At 61.9% G+C, this 15,468-nt stretch carries 14 protein-coding genes; 9 read left to right on the top strand and 5 right to left on the bottom strand.

Annotated features, from left to right (window positions below; genetic code table 11):
* Positions 1–192 precede the first annotated feature (192 nt).
* Both O3301_RS21225 and O3301_RS21230 read left to right on the top strand, forming a co-directional pair.
* Positions 193–522: a cytochrome c gene (locus O3301_RS21225; RefSeq protein ID WP_092796428.1), complete on the top strand. Its 330-nt coding sequence runs from the start codon at positions 193–195 to the stop codon at positions 520–522.
* A gap of 14 nt (positions 523–536) precedes the next feature.
* The gene (locus O3301_RS21230; protein WP_215409088.1) at positions 537–878 is read left to right on the top strand and encodes a cytochrome c; all 342 of its coding nucleotides are present in this window, start codon (positions 537–539) and stop codon (positions 876–878) included.
* Between the two features lie 13 nt (positions 879–891).
* Here the strand turns inward: O3301_RS21230 and norR are convergent, their stop codons facing one another.
* Positions 892–2,448, bottom strand: a complete 1,557-nt coding sequence (gene norR, locus O3301_RS21235; protein ID WP_305057421.1) for a nitric oxide reductase transcriptional regulator NorR — start codon at positions 2,446–2,448, stop codon at positions 892–894.
* 150 nt (positions 2,449–2,598) lie between these two features.
* Here norR and nirK point away from each other — a divergent pair, with 150 nt between their 5' ends.
* The 3 genes from nirK to O3301_RS21250 are packed head-to-tail and all read left to right on the top strand — an operon-like array spanning position 2,599 to position 7,090.
* The gene (gene nirK, locus O3301_RS21240) at positions 2,599–4,083 is read left to right on the top strand and encodes a copper-containing nitrite reductase (protein WP_305057422.1); all 1,485 of its coding nucleotides are present in this window, start codon (positions 2,599–2,601) and stop codon (positions 4,081–4,083) included.
* Positions 4,084–4,112: 29 nt separating this feature from the next.
* Positions 4,113–4,790, top strand: a complete 678-nt coding sequence (gene ytfE, locus O3301_RS21245) for an iron-sulfur cluster repair protein YtfE (RefSeq protein ID WP_305057423.1) — start codon at positions 4,113–4,115, stop codon at positions 4,788–4,790.
* Between the two features lie 14 nt (positions 4,791–4,804).
* Positions 4,805–7,090 carry a nitric-oxide reductase large subunit gene (locus tag O3301_RS21250; protein ID WP_305057424.1) on the top strand — a complete coding sequence of 762 codons (2,286 nt, stop codon included), beginning with the start codon at positions 4,805–4,807 and terminating at the stop codon, positions 7,088–7,090.
* A 135-nt stretch (positions 7,091–7,225) separates the two neighbouring features.
* Here O3301_RS21250 and O3301_RS21255 read toward each other — a convergent pair whose 3' ends face one another.
* Positions 7,226–7,648, bottom strand: a complete 423-nt coding sequence (locus tag O3301_RS21255) for a DUF1841 family protein (RefSeq protein ID WP_034780276.1) — start codon at positions 7,646–7,648, stop codon at positions 7,226–7,228.
* 214 nt (positions 7,649–7,862) lie between these two features.
* On the opposite strand from O3301_RS21255, the gene O3301_RS21260 reads away from it, so the two are divergent.
* Together O3301_RS21260 and mqo are read left to right on the top strand one after the other, a co-directional pair.
* Positions 7,863–8,120 carry a hypothetical protein gene (locus O3301_RS21260; protein ID WP_305054025.1) on the top strand — a complete coding sequence of 86 codons (258 nt, stop codon included), beginning with the start codon at positions 7,863–7,865 and terminating at the stop codon, positions 8,118–8,120.
* Positions 8,113–9,711, top strand: a complete 1,599-nt coding sequence (gene mqo, locus O3301_RS21265) for a malate dehydrogenase (quinone) (protein WP_305057425.1) — start codon at positions 8,113–8,115, stop codon at positions 9,709–9,711. The genes O3301_RS21260 and mqo overlap by 8 nt, the downstream gene beginning before the upstream one ends.
* Before the next feature lie 100 nt (positions 9,712–9,811).
* Here the strand turns inward: mqo and O3301_RS21270 are convergent, their stop codons facing one another.
* Positions 9,812–10,444 (bottom strand): RNA pyrophosphohydrolase, encoded by a 633-nt coding sequence (locus tag O3301_RS21270; protein ID WP_305057426.1) that lies wholly within the window; start codon positions 10,442–10,444, stop codon positions 9,812–9,814.
* A 204-nt stretch (positions 10,445–10,648) separates the two neighbouring features.
* Between O3301_RS21270 and O3301_RS21275 the strand changes: the two genes are divergently transcribed.
* Entirely contained in the window at positions 10,649–12,388 is a 1,740-nt protein-coding gene (locus O3301_RS21275) for a proline--tRNA ligase (protein ID WP_251350261.1), read from the top strand.
* Positions 12,385–13,011 (top strand): lytic transglycosylase domain-containing protein, encoded by a 627-nt coding sequence (locus O3301_RS21280; RefSeq protein WP_305057427.1) that lies wholly within the window; start codon positions 12,385–12,387, stop codon positions 13,009–13,011. The genes O3301_RS21275 and O3301_RS21280 overlap by 4 nt, the downstream gene beginning before the upstream one ends.
* 79 nt (positions 13,012–13,090) lie before the next feature.
* On the opposite strand, the gene O3301_RS21285 is transcribed toward O3301_RS21280, so the two are convergent.
* Together O3301_RS21285 and ffh are read right to left on the bottom strand one after the other, a co-directional pair.
* The gene (locus O3301_RS21285) at positions 13,091–13,486 is read right to left on the bottom strand and encodes an SWIB/MDM2 domain-containing protein (RefSeq protein ID WP_071650146.1); all 396 of its coding nucleotides are present in this window, start codon (positions 13,484–13,486) and stop codon (positions 13,091–13,093) included.
* Positions 13,487–13,922: 436 nt separating this feature from the next.
* On the bottom strand, positions 13,923–15,290 hold the full coding sequence (ffh, locus tag O3301_RS21290; RefSeq protein WP_034746567.1) for a signal recognition particle protein: 1,368 nt from the start codon (positions 15,288–15,290) through the stop codon (positions 13,923–13,925).
* Positions 15,291–15,468 lie beyond the last annotated feature (178 nt).

The raw sequence follows: 15,468 nt of genomic DNA on the forward strand, positions 1-15,468 counted from the left end.
ACTGTGGCGCACTGCCACGCGGACGGCCTGTGCCTGCCTGCCTACAATGCGGGTTTTATAGGTGGACTTGCAAGAATATCTTGGCTAGAATCGGCAAGCAGCAGATTAATTGTCAACCTTAATTGTCAACACATAAAATCAATAAAAACCAGCTCTGGCGTTTCTCCGATTACCTTTGTTCACATTGCCACTATGAAAAAAATATTTGCACTTCTCGTGCTTGCCGGCATAGCAAATGCCGTCACAGCGGCTGACATTGTAGGAAACGCCAAGGCAGCGACTGCCAAGGTGGAAATGTGTATCGGCTGCCATGGCATCCCCGGTTACAAGGCAACCTTCCCCGAAGTGTTCCAGGTGCCGATGATCGGCGGCCAGCCGGCAAAATATATCGAGAATGCGCTGCAAGCCTACAAGAAGGGCGATCGCAAGCACCCCAGCATGAAGGGCATCGCCAGCAGCCTGTCGGACCAGGATATCGCCGATGTCGCCGCGTATTATGCGCAACAAGCCAAGCCGAACTGAGGAGCAGCCAGATGATGAAAACACTACTCGCCGCCCTCGTTTGCGCCACCGTCTCGTTGTCCGCCAGCGCCGCCGGCAATATCAATACGGGCAAGGCCCTGGCCGAAAAATACAGCTGCGCCACCTGCCATGGCAAGGATTACGGTTCGCCCATCGACCCGTCCTATCCGAAATTGGCGGGTCAGCACAAGGATTACCTGGAACACGCCTTGACGGCGTATAAACGGGGCGACAAGGCCAATGGCCGCAATAACGCCATCATGACGGGCCAGGTGAAACCGCTGAGCAACCAGGACATCAAGGACCTGGCCGCCTACCTGCACAGCCTGCCGACCACCCTAGTCATTCACCGCTGAGTTTTAGCCGGGCTCAGGTTTTCAGACCGACCCGGCGCGCCAGCTTGTGTAGATTGCTGGCGTCCAGCCCCAACTGGCGCGCGGCAGCGGCCCAGTTATCCTGATGTAGCACCAGCGCTTGCCGGATGGCCTGGCGCTGGCTCGCTTCCACGATCTGATGCATGGACAGCAGCGGTGCCGCTGGTGCTCCGCACGCAGCCGGCGCAGGCAGTTGCGCGTCAGTGCCGGCCGGCGCCTCCAGCGCATCGAGGTCGAGCATATCCGTTTCCAGGGTCACGATGTCCTTGCGGTCCGCACCGCGGATCACGGCTTTCAGCGCGGCCCGGCTGATCACATGTTCCAGTTCGCGCACATTACCCGGCCAGCGGTAGTGGCACAGGGCGTTTTCGGCCGCGGCGGACAGGCGCAGGCTGCGCAAGCCCAGGCGCGCGCGGTTGAGCTCAAGAAAACCACCGGCCAGCAGCAGCACGTCATTGCCCCGTTCGCGCAGCGGCGGAATCGGCACGGGATACACGGACAAGCGGTGATACAGGTCGGCGCGGAACGAGCCGTCGCGCACATGTTCGCGCAGGCTGCGGTTGGTGGCGGCGATCACGCGCACGTTGACCCGGCGCGGCCGGTCCGCGCCCAGGCGCTGGATTTCGCCATTTTGCAAGGTGCGCAGCAGCTTGGCCTGTATCGACAGCGGCAATTCCCCCACTTCATCGAGAAACAGGGTGCCCCCTTCGGCCGCCTCGAAACGCCCGGGCCGGTCGCTGACGGCGCCGGAAAACGCGCCGCGTACATGGCCGAACAATTCGCTCTCGGCCAGGGACTCGGGCAAGGCCGCGCAATTGACATGGATCAAGGGCTTGCCTGCGCGGCGCGACAGCCGGTGCAGGCGGTGCGCGCACAGTTCCTTGCCGACGCCCGTCTCTCCCAGCAGCAGCACGGGCAGTTCGGAATCGGCGACCACTTGCAATTCGTGCAGCAAGTGCGTGATGGCGCTGCTCTGGCCGACGAAATCGTGTTCCTCGCGCGGCGCTTGCGCATCGGCCAGCATGGCGCCGCCCGACAGGCGCAGGGCGCGGATTTCCGTTTCCAGGCGGGTCACGCGCACGGCCGCCTCGATGGCGCAAGCCAGTTCACCGAGGTCGCGCTGCGCTTGCGTATCGAAGGTGCCTACCTGCAGGGCGTCGAGCGTGATCACACCCCAGCGTTCGCCTTCCAGGTCCAGCGCCATGCCCATGCAGTCGTGCACGGGCAGCGGCTCGCCGGCCCGCTCGGCGATCAAGCCATCGTAGGGATCGGGCAGGGAGCTGTCGTGATGGAAGCACAGCACGCCGCGCCGTTGCAGGATGGCGGCCAGACGCGGATGGTCGGCGACGGCGAAGCGACGCCCCAGCGCGTCGCTAGCCAGGCCGGCCATCGCCACGGGGCGCAAGTGCTCGCCATCGAGCTTGAGCAAGGCCACGGCTTCGCAGCCGAAGTGCGCGCGCAGGCTGCCGACCAGGCGCTGCAGTCGCACTGCCACGGGCAGGTCGGCGACCAGGTCGGTGAGCAGCAGCAGGTGGATGGCAGTGGTGGTCATAAGTACCATGCAGGGTACAACGAACCACGGCAAACAAGGGTCATTACGACCCTGTGTTTTTCAAATCGTTGATTTAAAACAAGTTTTTCCTGGCACACGGTTTGCCTAGGTATGAGTGCCAAACCGGCATACAAGACCAAGGAAAGCTTGATGAAAACGACTCCCTCCCTCCGCGCCATTGCCGCCGCCGTCTGTGTCCTGGCCATGCCCCTGTCCGTGCAGGCCCAGGCGAGCCTGCCTGCCAGCGCTGCCGCCACTGCCGCCAAACCTGCCACCGCTGCGGTCAAGCGCTATGAACTGCAAACCAATATCGTCGACGGCAAGATGGTATTCATCGACGCCAAGGGCCAGGTCAACCCCGTGCTGGCGGCCAAGGTGGGGGAAACGGTCGAACTCGTGCTGAAAAGCGGCGAAGGCGCCGAGCACGACCTGCTGATCCCCGAACTGAACGTGGCTTCAAGCAAATTCAGCGCCAATAGCGGCAGCACCACCGTGCGCTTCAAGGTCACGCGCGCCGGTACGTTCACCTATTACTGCTCGATTCCCGGCCACCGCCAGATCGGCATGGAAGGCAAGCTGGTCGTGAGCGGCACTTCGCTGGCCGAAGCGGGAGCGCCGAAGGCTGCCGGCGCCGGCAGCGCGGCCAGCGAATCGAGCCAGGCCGCCGCGCTGGCCCTGTACACGCCCGCACCGTCGCCGATGCGCGGTCCCGATCCATCGGCCGTCAGCGTGGCCGCCAATCCAGCCACCGTGCCCGCCGCCATCGGCGCGCGCGCGCCGCAGTTGCTCAAGTACCGCATGGAGACGGTGGAATTGCCGGGCAAGCTCGATGACGGCACCAGCTTTACCTACTGGACCTTCAACCGGCAAGTGCCCGGTCCGATGCTGCGCGCGAAGGTGGGCGACACGGTCGAACTGACCCTGTTCAACGCCAGGGACAGCAAGATGATCCACTCGATCGACCTGCACGCCGTGACGGGCGGCCATGGCGGCGGACAGCACACGCAGGTGGCGCCGGGACAGGAAAAAACGGTGACCTTCAAGGCGCTCAATCCGGGCCTGTTCGTCTACCACTGCGCCACGCCCCTGGTGCCGCAGCATATCGCGGCCGGCATGTACGGCATGATCCTGGTCGAACCGGAAGGCGGCTTGTCGAAGGTGGACCGCGAGTATTACGTGATGCAGGGCGAGATGTACACGGGCCGTCCGCACGGCGCGCCCGTGCACCAGGAACCGAACCTGGAAAAAATGGCCAATGAGCTGCCCGACTACTACGTCTTCAATGGCGAAGTGGGCGCCTTGAGCAAGACGCACAAATTGCAGGCGAAAGTGGGCGAGACGGTGCGCATCTATTTCGGCGTCGGCGGCCCGAACAAGATCTCATCGTTCCACATCATCGGCGAGATCTTCGACAAGGTGTACAGCGAAGGCTCGATCAGCAGCCCGAAACACGACGTGCAAACCACCCTGGTGGCACCGGGCGGCGCGACCATCGTCGAACTCAAGGTACAGCACCCCGGCAGCTACCTGCTGGTCGACCATGCGCTGTCGCGCGCCGGCAAGGGCGCCGTGGGCGTGCTGGAAGTGACGGGCGAACCCGTACCCGGCGTCTACCACGCAGGCGCGGTGCAATAAATCTACCTATTCATCCTCAAGGAACTGTTATGGAAATGATCGAGCTATCCCTGGGCCAGCTGGCCCGCCGCATCCCTGGCGCCACGCGCCTGTTCGATGCGCACCGCCTGGATTTTTGCTGCGGCGGCAACAAGACCCTGCGCGCAGCAGCCGAAGCGGCCGGCGTGGATGCGGCACCCATCGTCGAGGAACTGAAACTGCTGGCAGGACGGATTGACGCCAGCGGCGAGCGTGACTGGCAGGAAGCCTCGGCCACCGAGCTGGTGGAGCACCTGCTGGCGCGCTACCACGCCGTGCACCGCGAGCAGCTGCCCGAGCTGATACGCCTGGCACGCAAGGTCGAGCAGGTGCATGGCGACCGCGCCGACTGTCCGCACGGGCTGGCGGAACACCTGTCGGCCATGGCGCAGGAGCTGGAAAGCCATATGCGCAAGGAAGAAGACGTGCTGTTCCCGATGATCGTGCGCGGCCAGGGCCCGCGTGCCGGCGCGCCCATCAACGTCATGCGCATGGAACATGACGACCATGGCGTGGCCTTGCGCGCCATGGAGGCAATGACGAACGATATCACCGCCCCTGGCGGCGCCTGTACCACCTGGCGCGCGCTGTACACGGGCTTGCGCACCTTCCGTGTAGACCTGATGGCGCACATCCATACTGAAAACAATATCCTGTTCGAGCGCTTTGCGCCGGCCGCGGTGCACTGACAAAGGAATGACCCATGGGTCCGTACAAAAAACTCTGGTTCACCCTGATCGGTGTGCTGATCGTGACGTTTTCGCTGCTCGGCTACTACGGCACGGAAGTCTACCGGCAGGCGCCGCCTATCCCCGCGCAAGTGCTGGCGCAGGATGGCCGGCAACTGTTCGACCGCGAGGGCATCCTCGACGGCCAGACGGCCTGGCAATCCATCGGCGGCATGCAGCTCGGTTCGATCTGGGGCCACGGCGCCTACCAGGCGCCCGACTGGACGGCCGACTGGCTGCACCGCGAATTGACGGCCTGGCTGGAACTGGCCGCGCAAGAGCAGCATGGCAAGGCGTACGGGGCGCTCGATGGCCCTGCGCAGGCGGCGCTGCGCGAAGCGCTCAGGCTGGAATACCGCGGCAACCGGGTCGATGAGGCGCAGGTGCTGCGCCTGTCGCCGCGCCGCGTGCAAGCCATCACCAGCACGGCGCACTATTACGACCAGCTGTTCTCCGACGCGCCTGCGCTGCACGCCAGCCGCGAGCATTTCGCCATGAAGGAAAACACCTTGCCCAGCGCCGAGCGGCGCGCACAGATGACGCAGTTCTTCTTCTGGACGGCATGGGCCGCCGCCACCGAGCGTCCTGGCCAGAAAGTGACCTATACGAACAACTGGCCGCATGAACCGCTGATCGGCAACCAGCCCAGCGGCGAAAACCTCGTCTGGTCGGTCGCCAGCGTGGTGGTGCTGCTGGCCGGCGTGGGCTTCCTCGTCTGGGGCTGGGCCTTCCTGCGCGACCACGACGAAGCGCTGCCGGCGGCCGGTCCGCGCGATCCGCTCACCACGTTCGCGCTGACGCCTTCGCAGCGGGGACTGGGAAAATACCTGTTCCTGGTGGTGGCCCTGTTCATCTTCCAGGTCTTCATCGGCGGCTTTACGGCGCATTACACGGTGGAAGGGCAGCAGTTCTACGGCATCGACGTGTCGCGCTGGTTCCCGTATGCGCTCACGCGCACCTGGCATATCCAGGCCGCGCTGTTCTGGATCGCCACGGGCTTCCTGGCCGCCGGCCTGTTCCTGGCGCCCCTGATTAATGGCGGCAAGGACCCCAGGTGGCAGCGCCTGGGCGTCGACGTGCTGTTCTGGGCCCTGGTGCTGGTGGTCGTCGGTTCGTTTATCGGCAATTACATGGCCATCGCGCAAGTGATGCCGCCCGAGTGGAATTTCTGGCTCGGCCACCAGGGGTATGAATATGTGGACCTGGGGCGCTTGTGGCAGATCGGCAAATTCGTCGGAATCCTGCTGTGGCTGGTGCTGATGTTGCGCGGCGTCATACCGGCCCTGTGCCAGAAGGGCGGCGACAAGAACTTGCTGGCGCTCTTGACCGCATCCGTGGGCGCCATCGGCCTGTTCTATGGCGCCGGCCTGTTCTACGGCGAACGCACGCATTTATCGGTGATGGAATACTGGCGCTGGTGGGTGGTGCACCTGTGGGTGGAAGGCTTCTTTGAAGTGTTCGCCACCACGGCGCTGGCCTTCATCTTCTCGACCCTAGGCCTGGTGTCGGTGCGCATGGCCACGACGGCCAGCCTGGCGTCGGCCTCGCTGTTCATGCTGGGCGGGATTCCCGGCACTTTCCACCACCTGTACTTTGCCGGCACCACCACACCCGTGATGGCCATCGGCGCGAGTTTCAGCGCGCTGGAAGTGGTGCCGCTGATCGTGCTGGGACATGAAGCGTGGGAAAACTGGCGCCTGAAGGAACGCGCGCCATGGATGGAAAACCTGCGTTGGCCCATGATGTGCTTTGTCGCCGTCGCCTTCTGGAACATGCTGGGTGCGGGCGTGCTGGGCTTCATGATCAATCCGCCCGTCGCGCTGTACTACATCCAGGGCTTGAACACGACCCCCGTGCATGCGCATGCGGCGCTGTTCGGCGTGTACGGCTTCCTGGCACTGGGCTTTACCTTGCTGGTGCTGCGCTATCTGCGGCCCGACTACCGTTTCAGCCCTGCGTTGATGAAGACGGCGTTCTGGGGCTTGAACGCGGGCCTGGTGCTGATGATCTTTACCAGCCTGCTGCCGATTGGCATCATCCAGTTCCACGCCAGCGTGACGGAAGGCCTGTGGTATGCGCGCAGCGAAGCGTTCATGCAGCAGCCGCTGTTGCAGAACCTGCGCTGGATACGCACCTTTGGCGACGTGGTCTTCATCGTCGGCGCCATCGCCATGGCGTTGCAGGTGGTGCTGGGATTGCGGGACAAAGGGCCGGCACAGGTCTTGCCTCAGCGCATGAAGGAGGCAGTAAAACCGATGTGAGGTAGTACTGGTACAACACCTGGCAAAACCGTAGCGAGCGGCAGCGATTTGTGGCTAAGAAGCGCAACCGTACTCTAGTACGGTGAGCATCGCAGGCCGCAAAGCGCGACGCGCAGCAGGTTTTGACAGGTGTTCCTACCGGCGGCGGACGCAGTCGATATAGGCGTCCGTGTCCGGCGGCAAACCCGAGCGCTGCGATGCCCAGATCATCTGGCCCAGGCATTCCATCACTTCGTGCTGGGCGGCATGGGCCGAATCGAGGCGCTGGGTGAGCTGCTGGACGGCCGGGCGGATGCCGCGCGGCTGATCCACCTGCACCTGTTCCGTGATCGACAGATGCATGGACAGGTGCAGGAAAGGATTGGCTTGTCCCCCTTCGACGGAATAGTCGCGCGCCAGCGCCGCTTCGACGTCGGAGAGCTCGTTTTCATACTCGGGGTGTTCGAGGATCCAGTCGAGCGCAATGGCTTCCATCGGCGTGAGGATTTCATGGGCGCGGTGCTTGCGCAATGTTTCGCAAAAGAAACGGCGCACATCGTCGGAAGAGGGGTTGAACATGGCTGAAGGACTATGGCTAAAGGGCAGCCGGCATTGTACCGCGTACATAAATAAAGGGCATCGAGGATGCCCTTTTTGCCGTCTGGCGGCCGCTTGCATGACCCGATAGTCACCGTCATTTAATACCCTGCAGTAAGTATTATCCACTACCGCCACGGCCCGGCGGCGCCAAATAACGGTGATAAAATCGCCGTTCTTGATATTTGCACTGGACATGACGGCGATTTCATTGCCGGTTTTTCAGCCGACAACGAGGTCCGCGCTGTCCATTGCCCGCACCTTTGCCACCAGATCATGCTCTTGGGATATCCCTGAGCGCGGCAGCATGCCTATCACCATCGACATTGACCTGTCCGGCCGCCCTGGCGTTCCGGCTGGCCGGCTGTTTTTCATTCAATACGGCGATGGTGCCGCCACGGTGGCGCGCAAGAATCATCCTTCAGTATTCATAAACGGAGTTACGTATGCGTAAATCGCTATTACTTTTGATGTCGTGCCTGATCCTGGCGGCATGTGACAAGACCCCTCCGGCCTCGTCCGAAAAACCGGTCGACGTGCTGCTGATCGGCGCCGGCACCATGAGCGCCACCCTGGGCAGCATGCTCAAGGAACTCGATCCCTCGCTGACGATGGAAATGGTTGAGCGCCTCGATTCCGTGGCCGCCGAAAGCTCGGATGCGATGAACAACGCAGGCACGGGCCACTCGGCGTTTGCCGAACTGAACTACACGCCGGAAGCGGCCGATGGCAGCATCGAGACCAAGAAAGCCGTTGCCATCAACGAGCAATTCGAAATTTCCAAGCAATTCTGGGCTTATCAGGTTGCCAACAGGCACCTGGGCGCGCCGCAAACCTTCATCAATAACGTGCCGCACATGGCGTTTGTGTGGGGTGACGACAATATTGCCTTTTTGAAGAAGCGCTACGCCGCGCTGCAAAAGGAAAACCTGTTCAAGGGCATGCTGTTCTCGGAAGACCAGGCGCAGATCGAGCAATGGGCGCCGCTGGTGATGCAAGGCCGCGACAAGGGCCAGAAAGTGGCCGCGACGCGCATGGAAATCGGTACCGACGTCAATTTCGGCAACCTCACGCGCGGCCTGGTCAAGTACCTGACGGACAGCCATGGCATGGTCCTGCACCTGCGCCACCAGGTGGAAAACATCCAGCGCGGCGCCGACGGCGTATGGAACGTGACGGTGAAAGACTTGAACGCCGGCAAGGAAAAGACCATGCGCGCCAAGTTCGTCTTCATCGGCGCCGGCGGCGGTTCGCTGCCGCTGCTGGAAAAATCGGGCATTCCGGAAGCCAAGGGCTACGGCGGCGTGCCGGTGGGCGGCCAATGGCTGGTCACCACCAATCCGGAACTGGTGGCGGCGCATGCGGCCAAGGTCTACGGCAAGGCGTCCGTCGGTTCGCCGCCGATGTCCGTGCCGCACCTGGACACGCGCATCATCGACGGCAAGAAAGCCCTGCTGTTTGGCCCGTTTGCCACCTTCTCGACCAAGTTCCTGAAAAACGGTTCGTGGATCGACTTGCCTGCCTCGATCGGCACTGGCAATGTGAAACCCATGCTGCAAGCCGGTTACGACAATATTCCGCTGACGAAATACCTGGTCGAACAGGTCATGAACACGCCTGAAGACCGCCTGAAGACTTTGCGCGAGTATCTGCCGAACGCCAAGATGGAAGACTGGACCTTGCAAAACGCGGGCCAGCGCGTGCAAATCGTCAAGGATGACCCCGTAAAAGGTGGCTTGCTGCAGTTCGGCACGGAAGTCGTCGGCGCCGCCGATGGCAGCATCGTCGCCCTGCTGGGTGCGTCGCCAGGCGCCTCGACCGCGCCGCCGATCATGATCAAGGTGCTGCAAACGGCATTCAAGAGCCGCCTGGCAACGCCGGAATGGCAAGCCAAGATGGTGGAAATGGTGCCGTCGTACGGTCAAAAGCTGAACAATGACCCAGCCCTGGCCAACAAGATCCGCCACTACAGCAGCAATATCCTGGGCTTGAAGGCGATCACGCTCGACGTGCCAGCCGCTGCGCCAGCGCCGGCAGCAAACTAAGTCAGCCTTGCCGGCAGGGGAGTTTCCTGCCGGAATGAAAAAAGGGGCAGCCTGTTCAGGCTGCCCCTTTTGCGTGGGAGAGTGCGTTCATTGCGGTGGACTACCCCTTGCCCGGCAAGATCAGCTCCGGCGTACACCCTTCGGCGGCAATGCCGTCGCAAGGCTTGGCCAGTGAAGCCCCATCCTGTGCCCGTGGCGCATGGGGCTGGCGCAGGTAGCGCGACGTGTGGCGGTGCGCTTGCTGTGCGTTGCCATGCACGGGCCAGGTCAGGAAGCGGGACAGCTCCTGCAAGGCGCGCTGGTAGACATCGCGTTTAAATTCAATGACGACATCGAGCGGGACCCAGTATTCATGCCAGCGCCAGGCGTCGAACTCCGGATGGTCGGTCAGGCGCAGATTGACGTCGTTATCGCGCGCGCACATTCTCAGCAGAAACCAAATCTGCTTCTGGCCACGGTAATGGCCGCGAATCTCGCGCTTGATGAAGTGGTCTGGCACTTCATAGCGCAGCCAGTCGCGGGTGCGGCCGACAATTTTGACGTGTTCCTGTCTGAGTCCGATTTCCTCTTCAAGTTCGCGAAACATGGCTTGTTCCGGTGTTTCGCCATATTTGATACCGCCTTGCGGAAACTGCCATGAGTGCTCGCGCACCCGCTTGCCCCACCACACCTCGTTCTGGGCGTTTAGCAGGATGATGCCGACGTTGGGCCGAAACCCTTCACGGTCGAGCATAATGCACCTCAAACTTTCTGCGACAGTGCATCCTTTTTTACATAATTACCCACAACTTCGCAAGCCGGTGACCTTTTCGGGGTGCGAAAAGCGCCGGAATCGCACCAATTGAGCGCATTTGTGTAAAGTATGGACGCATCAGCCAGCTAATCCTTTAAAATTAGGTTGATTATAACCCTCTCTTTTTAAAAAGAATTCACCGTTATGCGCGCCTCCCGTTTTTTTATTTCCACACTTAAAGATGCACCTTCTGACGCGGAAATCGTCAGCCACCAATTGATGATGCGTGCAGGCATGATCAAACGCCTCGGTTCCGGCATCTATACCTACATGCCGATGGGCTTGCGCGTGATCCGCAAGGTGGAAGCCATCATCCGTGACGAGATGAACAAAGCCGCCGGTATCGAACTGCTGATGCCGCTCGTGCAGCCGGCCGAACTGTGGCAAGAGACGGGCCGCTGGACCAAGATGGGCGACGAACTGATGCGCGTGAAAGACCGCCACGGCCGCGAATACGCGATCCAGCCGACATCGGAAGAAGTCATCACGGACGTCGTGCGCACGGAAATCAAGTCCTACCGCCAGCTGCCGTTGAACTTTTATCACATCCAGACGAAGTTCCGCGACGAGCGCCGCCCACGCTTCGGCCTGATGCGCGGCCGCGAATTCACCATGAAGGACGCCTACTCGTTCGACCGCGACCTGGCCGGCATGCAAGCGTCGTACAAGGTCATGTTTGACGCCTACACGCGCATCTTCACGCGTTTCGGCCTGCAATTCCGCGCCGTGGCAGCCGATAACGGTGCCATTGGCGGTTCCGGTTCGCATGAATTCCACGTCATCGCCCACACGGGGGAAGACGCGCTCGTGTACTGCCCGACCTCCGATTATGCGGCCAACATGGAAGCGGCCGAAGCGCTGCCGCCAGCGGGCGAGCGCCCGGCAGCAAGCCAGGCGCTGACGAAAACGGCCACGCCGGACACCGTCAAGTGCGAAACCGTGGCTGCCCTGCTGGGCATAGCTCTGTCGCAGACCGTGAAAACTATCGCCCTGACGGTGGAAACCGTTGGCAAGGATGAAAAAGTCACGAAACAGCATTTCATGCTGCTGCTGCGCGGTGACCATGAATTGAACGACATCAAGGTGGGCAAGGTTGCCGGCCTGGCCGGTCACCGTTTCTCGACGGAAGCGGAAATCCTGGAAGTCTACGGCACGATTCCTGGCTACCTGGGCCCGATCGGCACGCAAGCGCCCGTCACCGTGGTGGCGGACCGCACGGTTGCCCACATGAGCGACTTCGTTTGCGGCGCGAATGACGCCGGTTTCCACTACACGGGCGCCAACTGGGGCCGCGACGTGGCCGAGCCTGCCATCGTGGCCGATTTGCGCAATGTCGTCGCCGGCGACGCTTCGCCGGACGGCCAGGGCACGCTCGCCATCGAGCGCGGCATCGAAGTGGGCCACGTGTTCCAGTTGGGGACGGCGTACTCGGAAAGCATGAAAGCCACCTTCCTCGACGAAAACGGCAAGCCTGCGCCGCTGCAGATGGGTTGCTACGGCATTGGCGTGACGCGCATCCTGGGCGCCGCCATCGAGCAGAACTTCGACGACAAGGGCATCATCTGGCCTGCCTCCATCGCGCCATTCGAGGTCGTGCTGTGCCCGATGGGCATGGACCGCAGCGAGCTGGTCAAGGAAGAGACGGAGAAGCTGTACGCGGCCCTGCAAGGCGCTGGCGTCGATGTCATCGTCGACGACCGCGGCTTGCGCCCTGGCGCTATGTTTGCTGACTGGGAACTGATTGGCGTGCCGCACCGCATCGTCATCGGCGAGCGCGGCCTGAAAGAAGGCAAGCTGGAGTACCAGGGCCGCCGCGATGCGGAAGCGACCGGCGTGGCGCCGGACGAGATCGTCGCCTTCATCCAGGGCAAAATGGCGCAGTGAAGCGCTTATCCGTAAGCAAGACGGCTGGCGCGCTCGCGCTGGCCGCCTGCCTGGCCTGCGCTTTTCCGGCGCAGGCCGGCAACCAGAAGGAGGAGGCGCTGGCCGACTCCGTCCGCTTGGCGCTGTCGCACGCGATCCGCGACGAACGCCCGCCGCAACCCAAATTTGCCACTCCCGCCGACTTGCAGCGCTACCAGCAATGGCTGGCGCAGATGTCGTCGCGCCTGCAGCGCAAGCTGCCGGATGCGCAGCTGCGCACGGAATTCCTGGAAACGGTCTGGTATGAAGCGCGCCGCGCGGGCCTGGAACCGGCCCTGGTGCTGGGCCTGATCCAGGTGGAGTCGGCCTACCGCAAATATGCCGTCTCGCTGGCCGGCGCGCGCGGCTACATGCAGGTGATGCCGTTCTGGACGGGCGTCATCGGCGACAGCGACCGCAGCAAGCTGTTCCACATGCAGACGAATCTGCGCTATGGCTGCGCGATCCTGCGCATGTACCTGGACATGGAAAAGGGCGATCTATACTTGGCGCTGGGGCGCTACAACGGCAGCCGGGGACGGGCCGAGTACCCGAATGCCGTGCGGGCGGCGTGGCGGCAGTGGGAATTCAAGCCGGCCAGTTGAACCGCCGGCAAAAAAATGCCCCGCTCGCAGTGATGCGGCGGGGCACTCGCTCGGCTGTTGAAGCCGGCGCGTATCTGATTTATTTCAAATGATCGGAGATCAGTTTCGTCATTTCAAACATGGAGACTTGGGCTTTGCCGCCGAAAACTGCTTTCAGCTTGTCGTCCGCATTGATCATGCGGCGGTTGGCCGGATCTTGCAGATCGAGTTTTTTGATGTAATCCCATACCTTTTTGGTCACTTCCGTGCGCGGCAGTGGTGCTGCGCCAACAACGGCAGCCAGATCTTTCGATGGCGTCATTGCTTTCATGAATGCTGCGTTTGGCTTGCGTGGTGTTGCCGGTGCTGCCGCTTTCTTCGCCGCTGCTGGTTTAGCTGCTGCCTTGGCTGCGGGTGCTGCTTTCTTGGCGGCTGCAGGCTTGGCTGCTGCTGCTTTGGCTGGCGCTGCTACTGGGGTTTTTTTGGCTGTTGCCATCTTCGAGCCTCCTTAACAAACACATGGGAAATTGCGCAATTAATCGCACGGCTAATATTGGTGTGGATTTACCTTGTATGCAAGTGTTTTTCACGTTTTCACGAGGAAAAAGCAGGGAAATGGCAATGCTGTCGCCCGGGCGCACCGCTTGGGAGCGCAGAACGGCGTTTTTGCCCGTAAATGGCATGGTTGCTGGCTGTGCGGGGAGGGGGACTGCGGGGGAGGGAAGTAATGATGCCGGACACATGAAAATGCAATCCGGCATGATTTTATAACGGTGTTTCTTGACTTGAACTACGTTTCACGCGGCGTAAAAAAGGCCTTCAAAATCACAGCGAGCGGGGATGATTTGTGGCCGAGAAGCGCAACCGTACTGAAGTACGGTGAGCATCGCCGGCCGCAAAGCGCCCCGCGCAGCGGATTTTGAAGCCTTCCACTACCTCATGCCGGGCATCATGCCCTTCATGGAGCGCATCATCTTCATCATGCCGCCACCCGACAATTTCTTCATCATCGTCTGCATTTGCTCGAATTGCGTCAGCATGCGGTTCACTTCCTGCACCTGCACACCGGCGCCGGCGGCGATGCGGCGCTTGCGCGTGGCCTTGATCAGTTCAGGCTTGGCGCGTTCCTGAGGCGTCATGGAGTCGATGATGCCGCACATGCGGCGTACCTGTTTGTCGGCTTGATCCATGTTCTTGCCGCCTGCCGCCTGCTGGAACTGGGCCGGCAGCTTGTCCATCAGGTTGGCCATGCCGCCCATTTTCTTCATTTGACCCAGTTGTGCCTTGAAGTCGTTCATGTCGAACTTGCCGCCGACCTTGATTTTTTGCGCCAGGTCGGCCGCCGCCTTGCTGTCGACGCCCTTGCGCGCCTCTTCCACCAGGGCGAGGATGTCGCCCATGCCGAGGATGCGGTTGGCCATGCGGGTCGGATCGAACGCTTCCAGGCCGTCGAGTTTTTCCGAGACGCCGGCAAACTTGATCGGTTTGCCCGTGATATGGCGCACCGACAGGGCCGCACCGCCGCGCGCGTCACCGTCGAGCTTGGTCAGCACGATACCGGTCAGCGGCAGCGCATCGTTGAAGGCTTTTGCCGTGTTGATGGCGTCCTGGCCCAGCATGGCGTCGACGACAAACAGGGTTTCGATCGGTTTCACGGCGCCGTGGACGGCGGCGATTTCGCGCATCATCTCTTCGTCGATACCGAGGCGACCCGCCGTATCGATGATCAGCACGTCGTGGTAATGCTTTTTCGCCCAGTCCAGCGCGGCCAGGGCGATATCGACCGGCTTGTCCGTGCTGGTGGACGGGAAGAAGTCGGCACCCACCTGGGCGGTGACCGATTGCAGCTGGGCGATCGCGGCAGGGCGGTACACGTCGGCCGAGACGGTCAGCACTTTCTTCTTCTTTTCTTCCTTCAGGTACTTCGCCAGCTTGCCGACGGTGGTGGTTTTACCCACACCCTGCAAACCGGCCATCAGGATGATGGCGGGCGGCTGCTGGGCAAAGCTGATCTGCGACGCTTCCGGTCCCAGGTCGGCGCCCATCAGGGCGGCCAGCTCGCGCTGCACCACGCCAACCAGGGCCTGGCCTGGCGTGAGCGAGGAAATGACATCCTCGCCCATGGCTTTTTCTTTGACTTTGGCGATGAATTCGCGCACGGCGGGCAGGGCGACGTCGGCTTCGAGCAGCGCCAGGCGCACTTCGCGCAGCATGTCGGCGGTGTTCGCTTCGGTCAGGCGCGCCTCGCCGCGCATGGTCTTGACGACTTTGGCAAGCCGTTGGGTGAGATTATCTAGCATGATGAACCTGCAATGAAAAGCTTGGGAGTGGGCGGCGCAAGCCGGACGATGGCCGTCATTTTACCTTATCGCGGGTGGCTGGCGGTTCTGCGCTGCATCGCCTGGCGGTTGGCCTGCTTTTGAATTAGTTGGTATTTCTGGCAATGCCGCGATTGCATGAAAGGCATTGCGCGGTTAA

This window comes from Janthinobacterium sp. SUN211 (assembly GCF_030587315.1).
In the GTDB taxonomy this organism is placed as follows: Bacteria; Pseudomonadota; Gammaproteobacteria; order Burkholderiales; family Burkholderiaceae_D; genus Janthinobacterium; species Janthinobacterium kumbetense.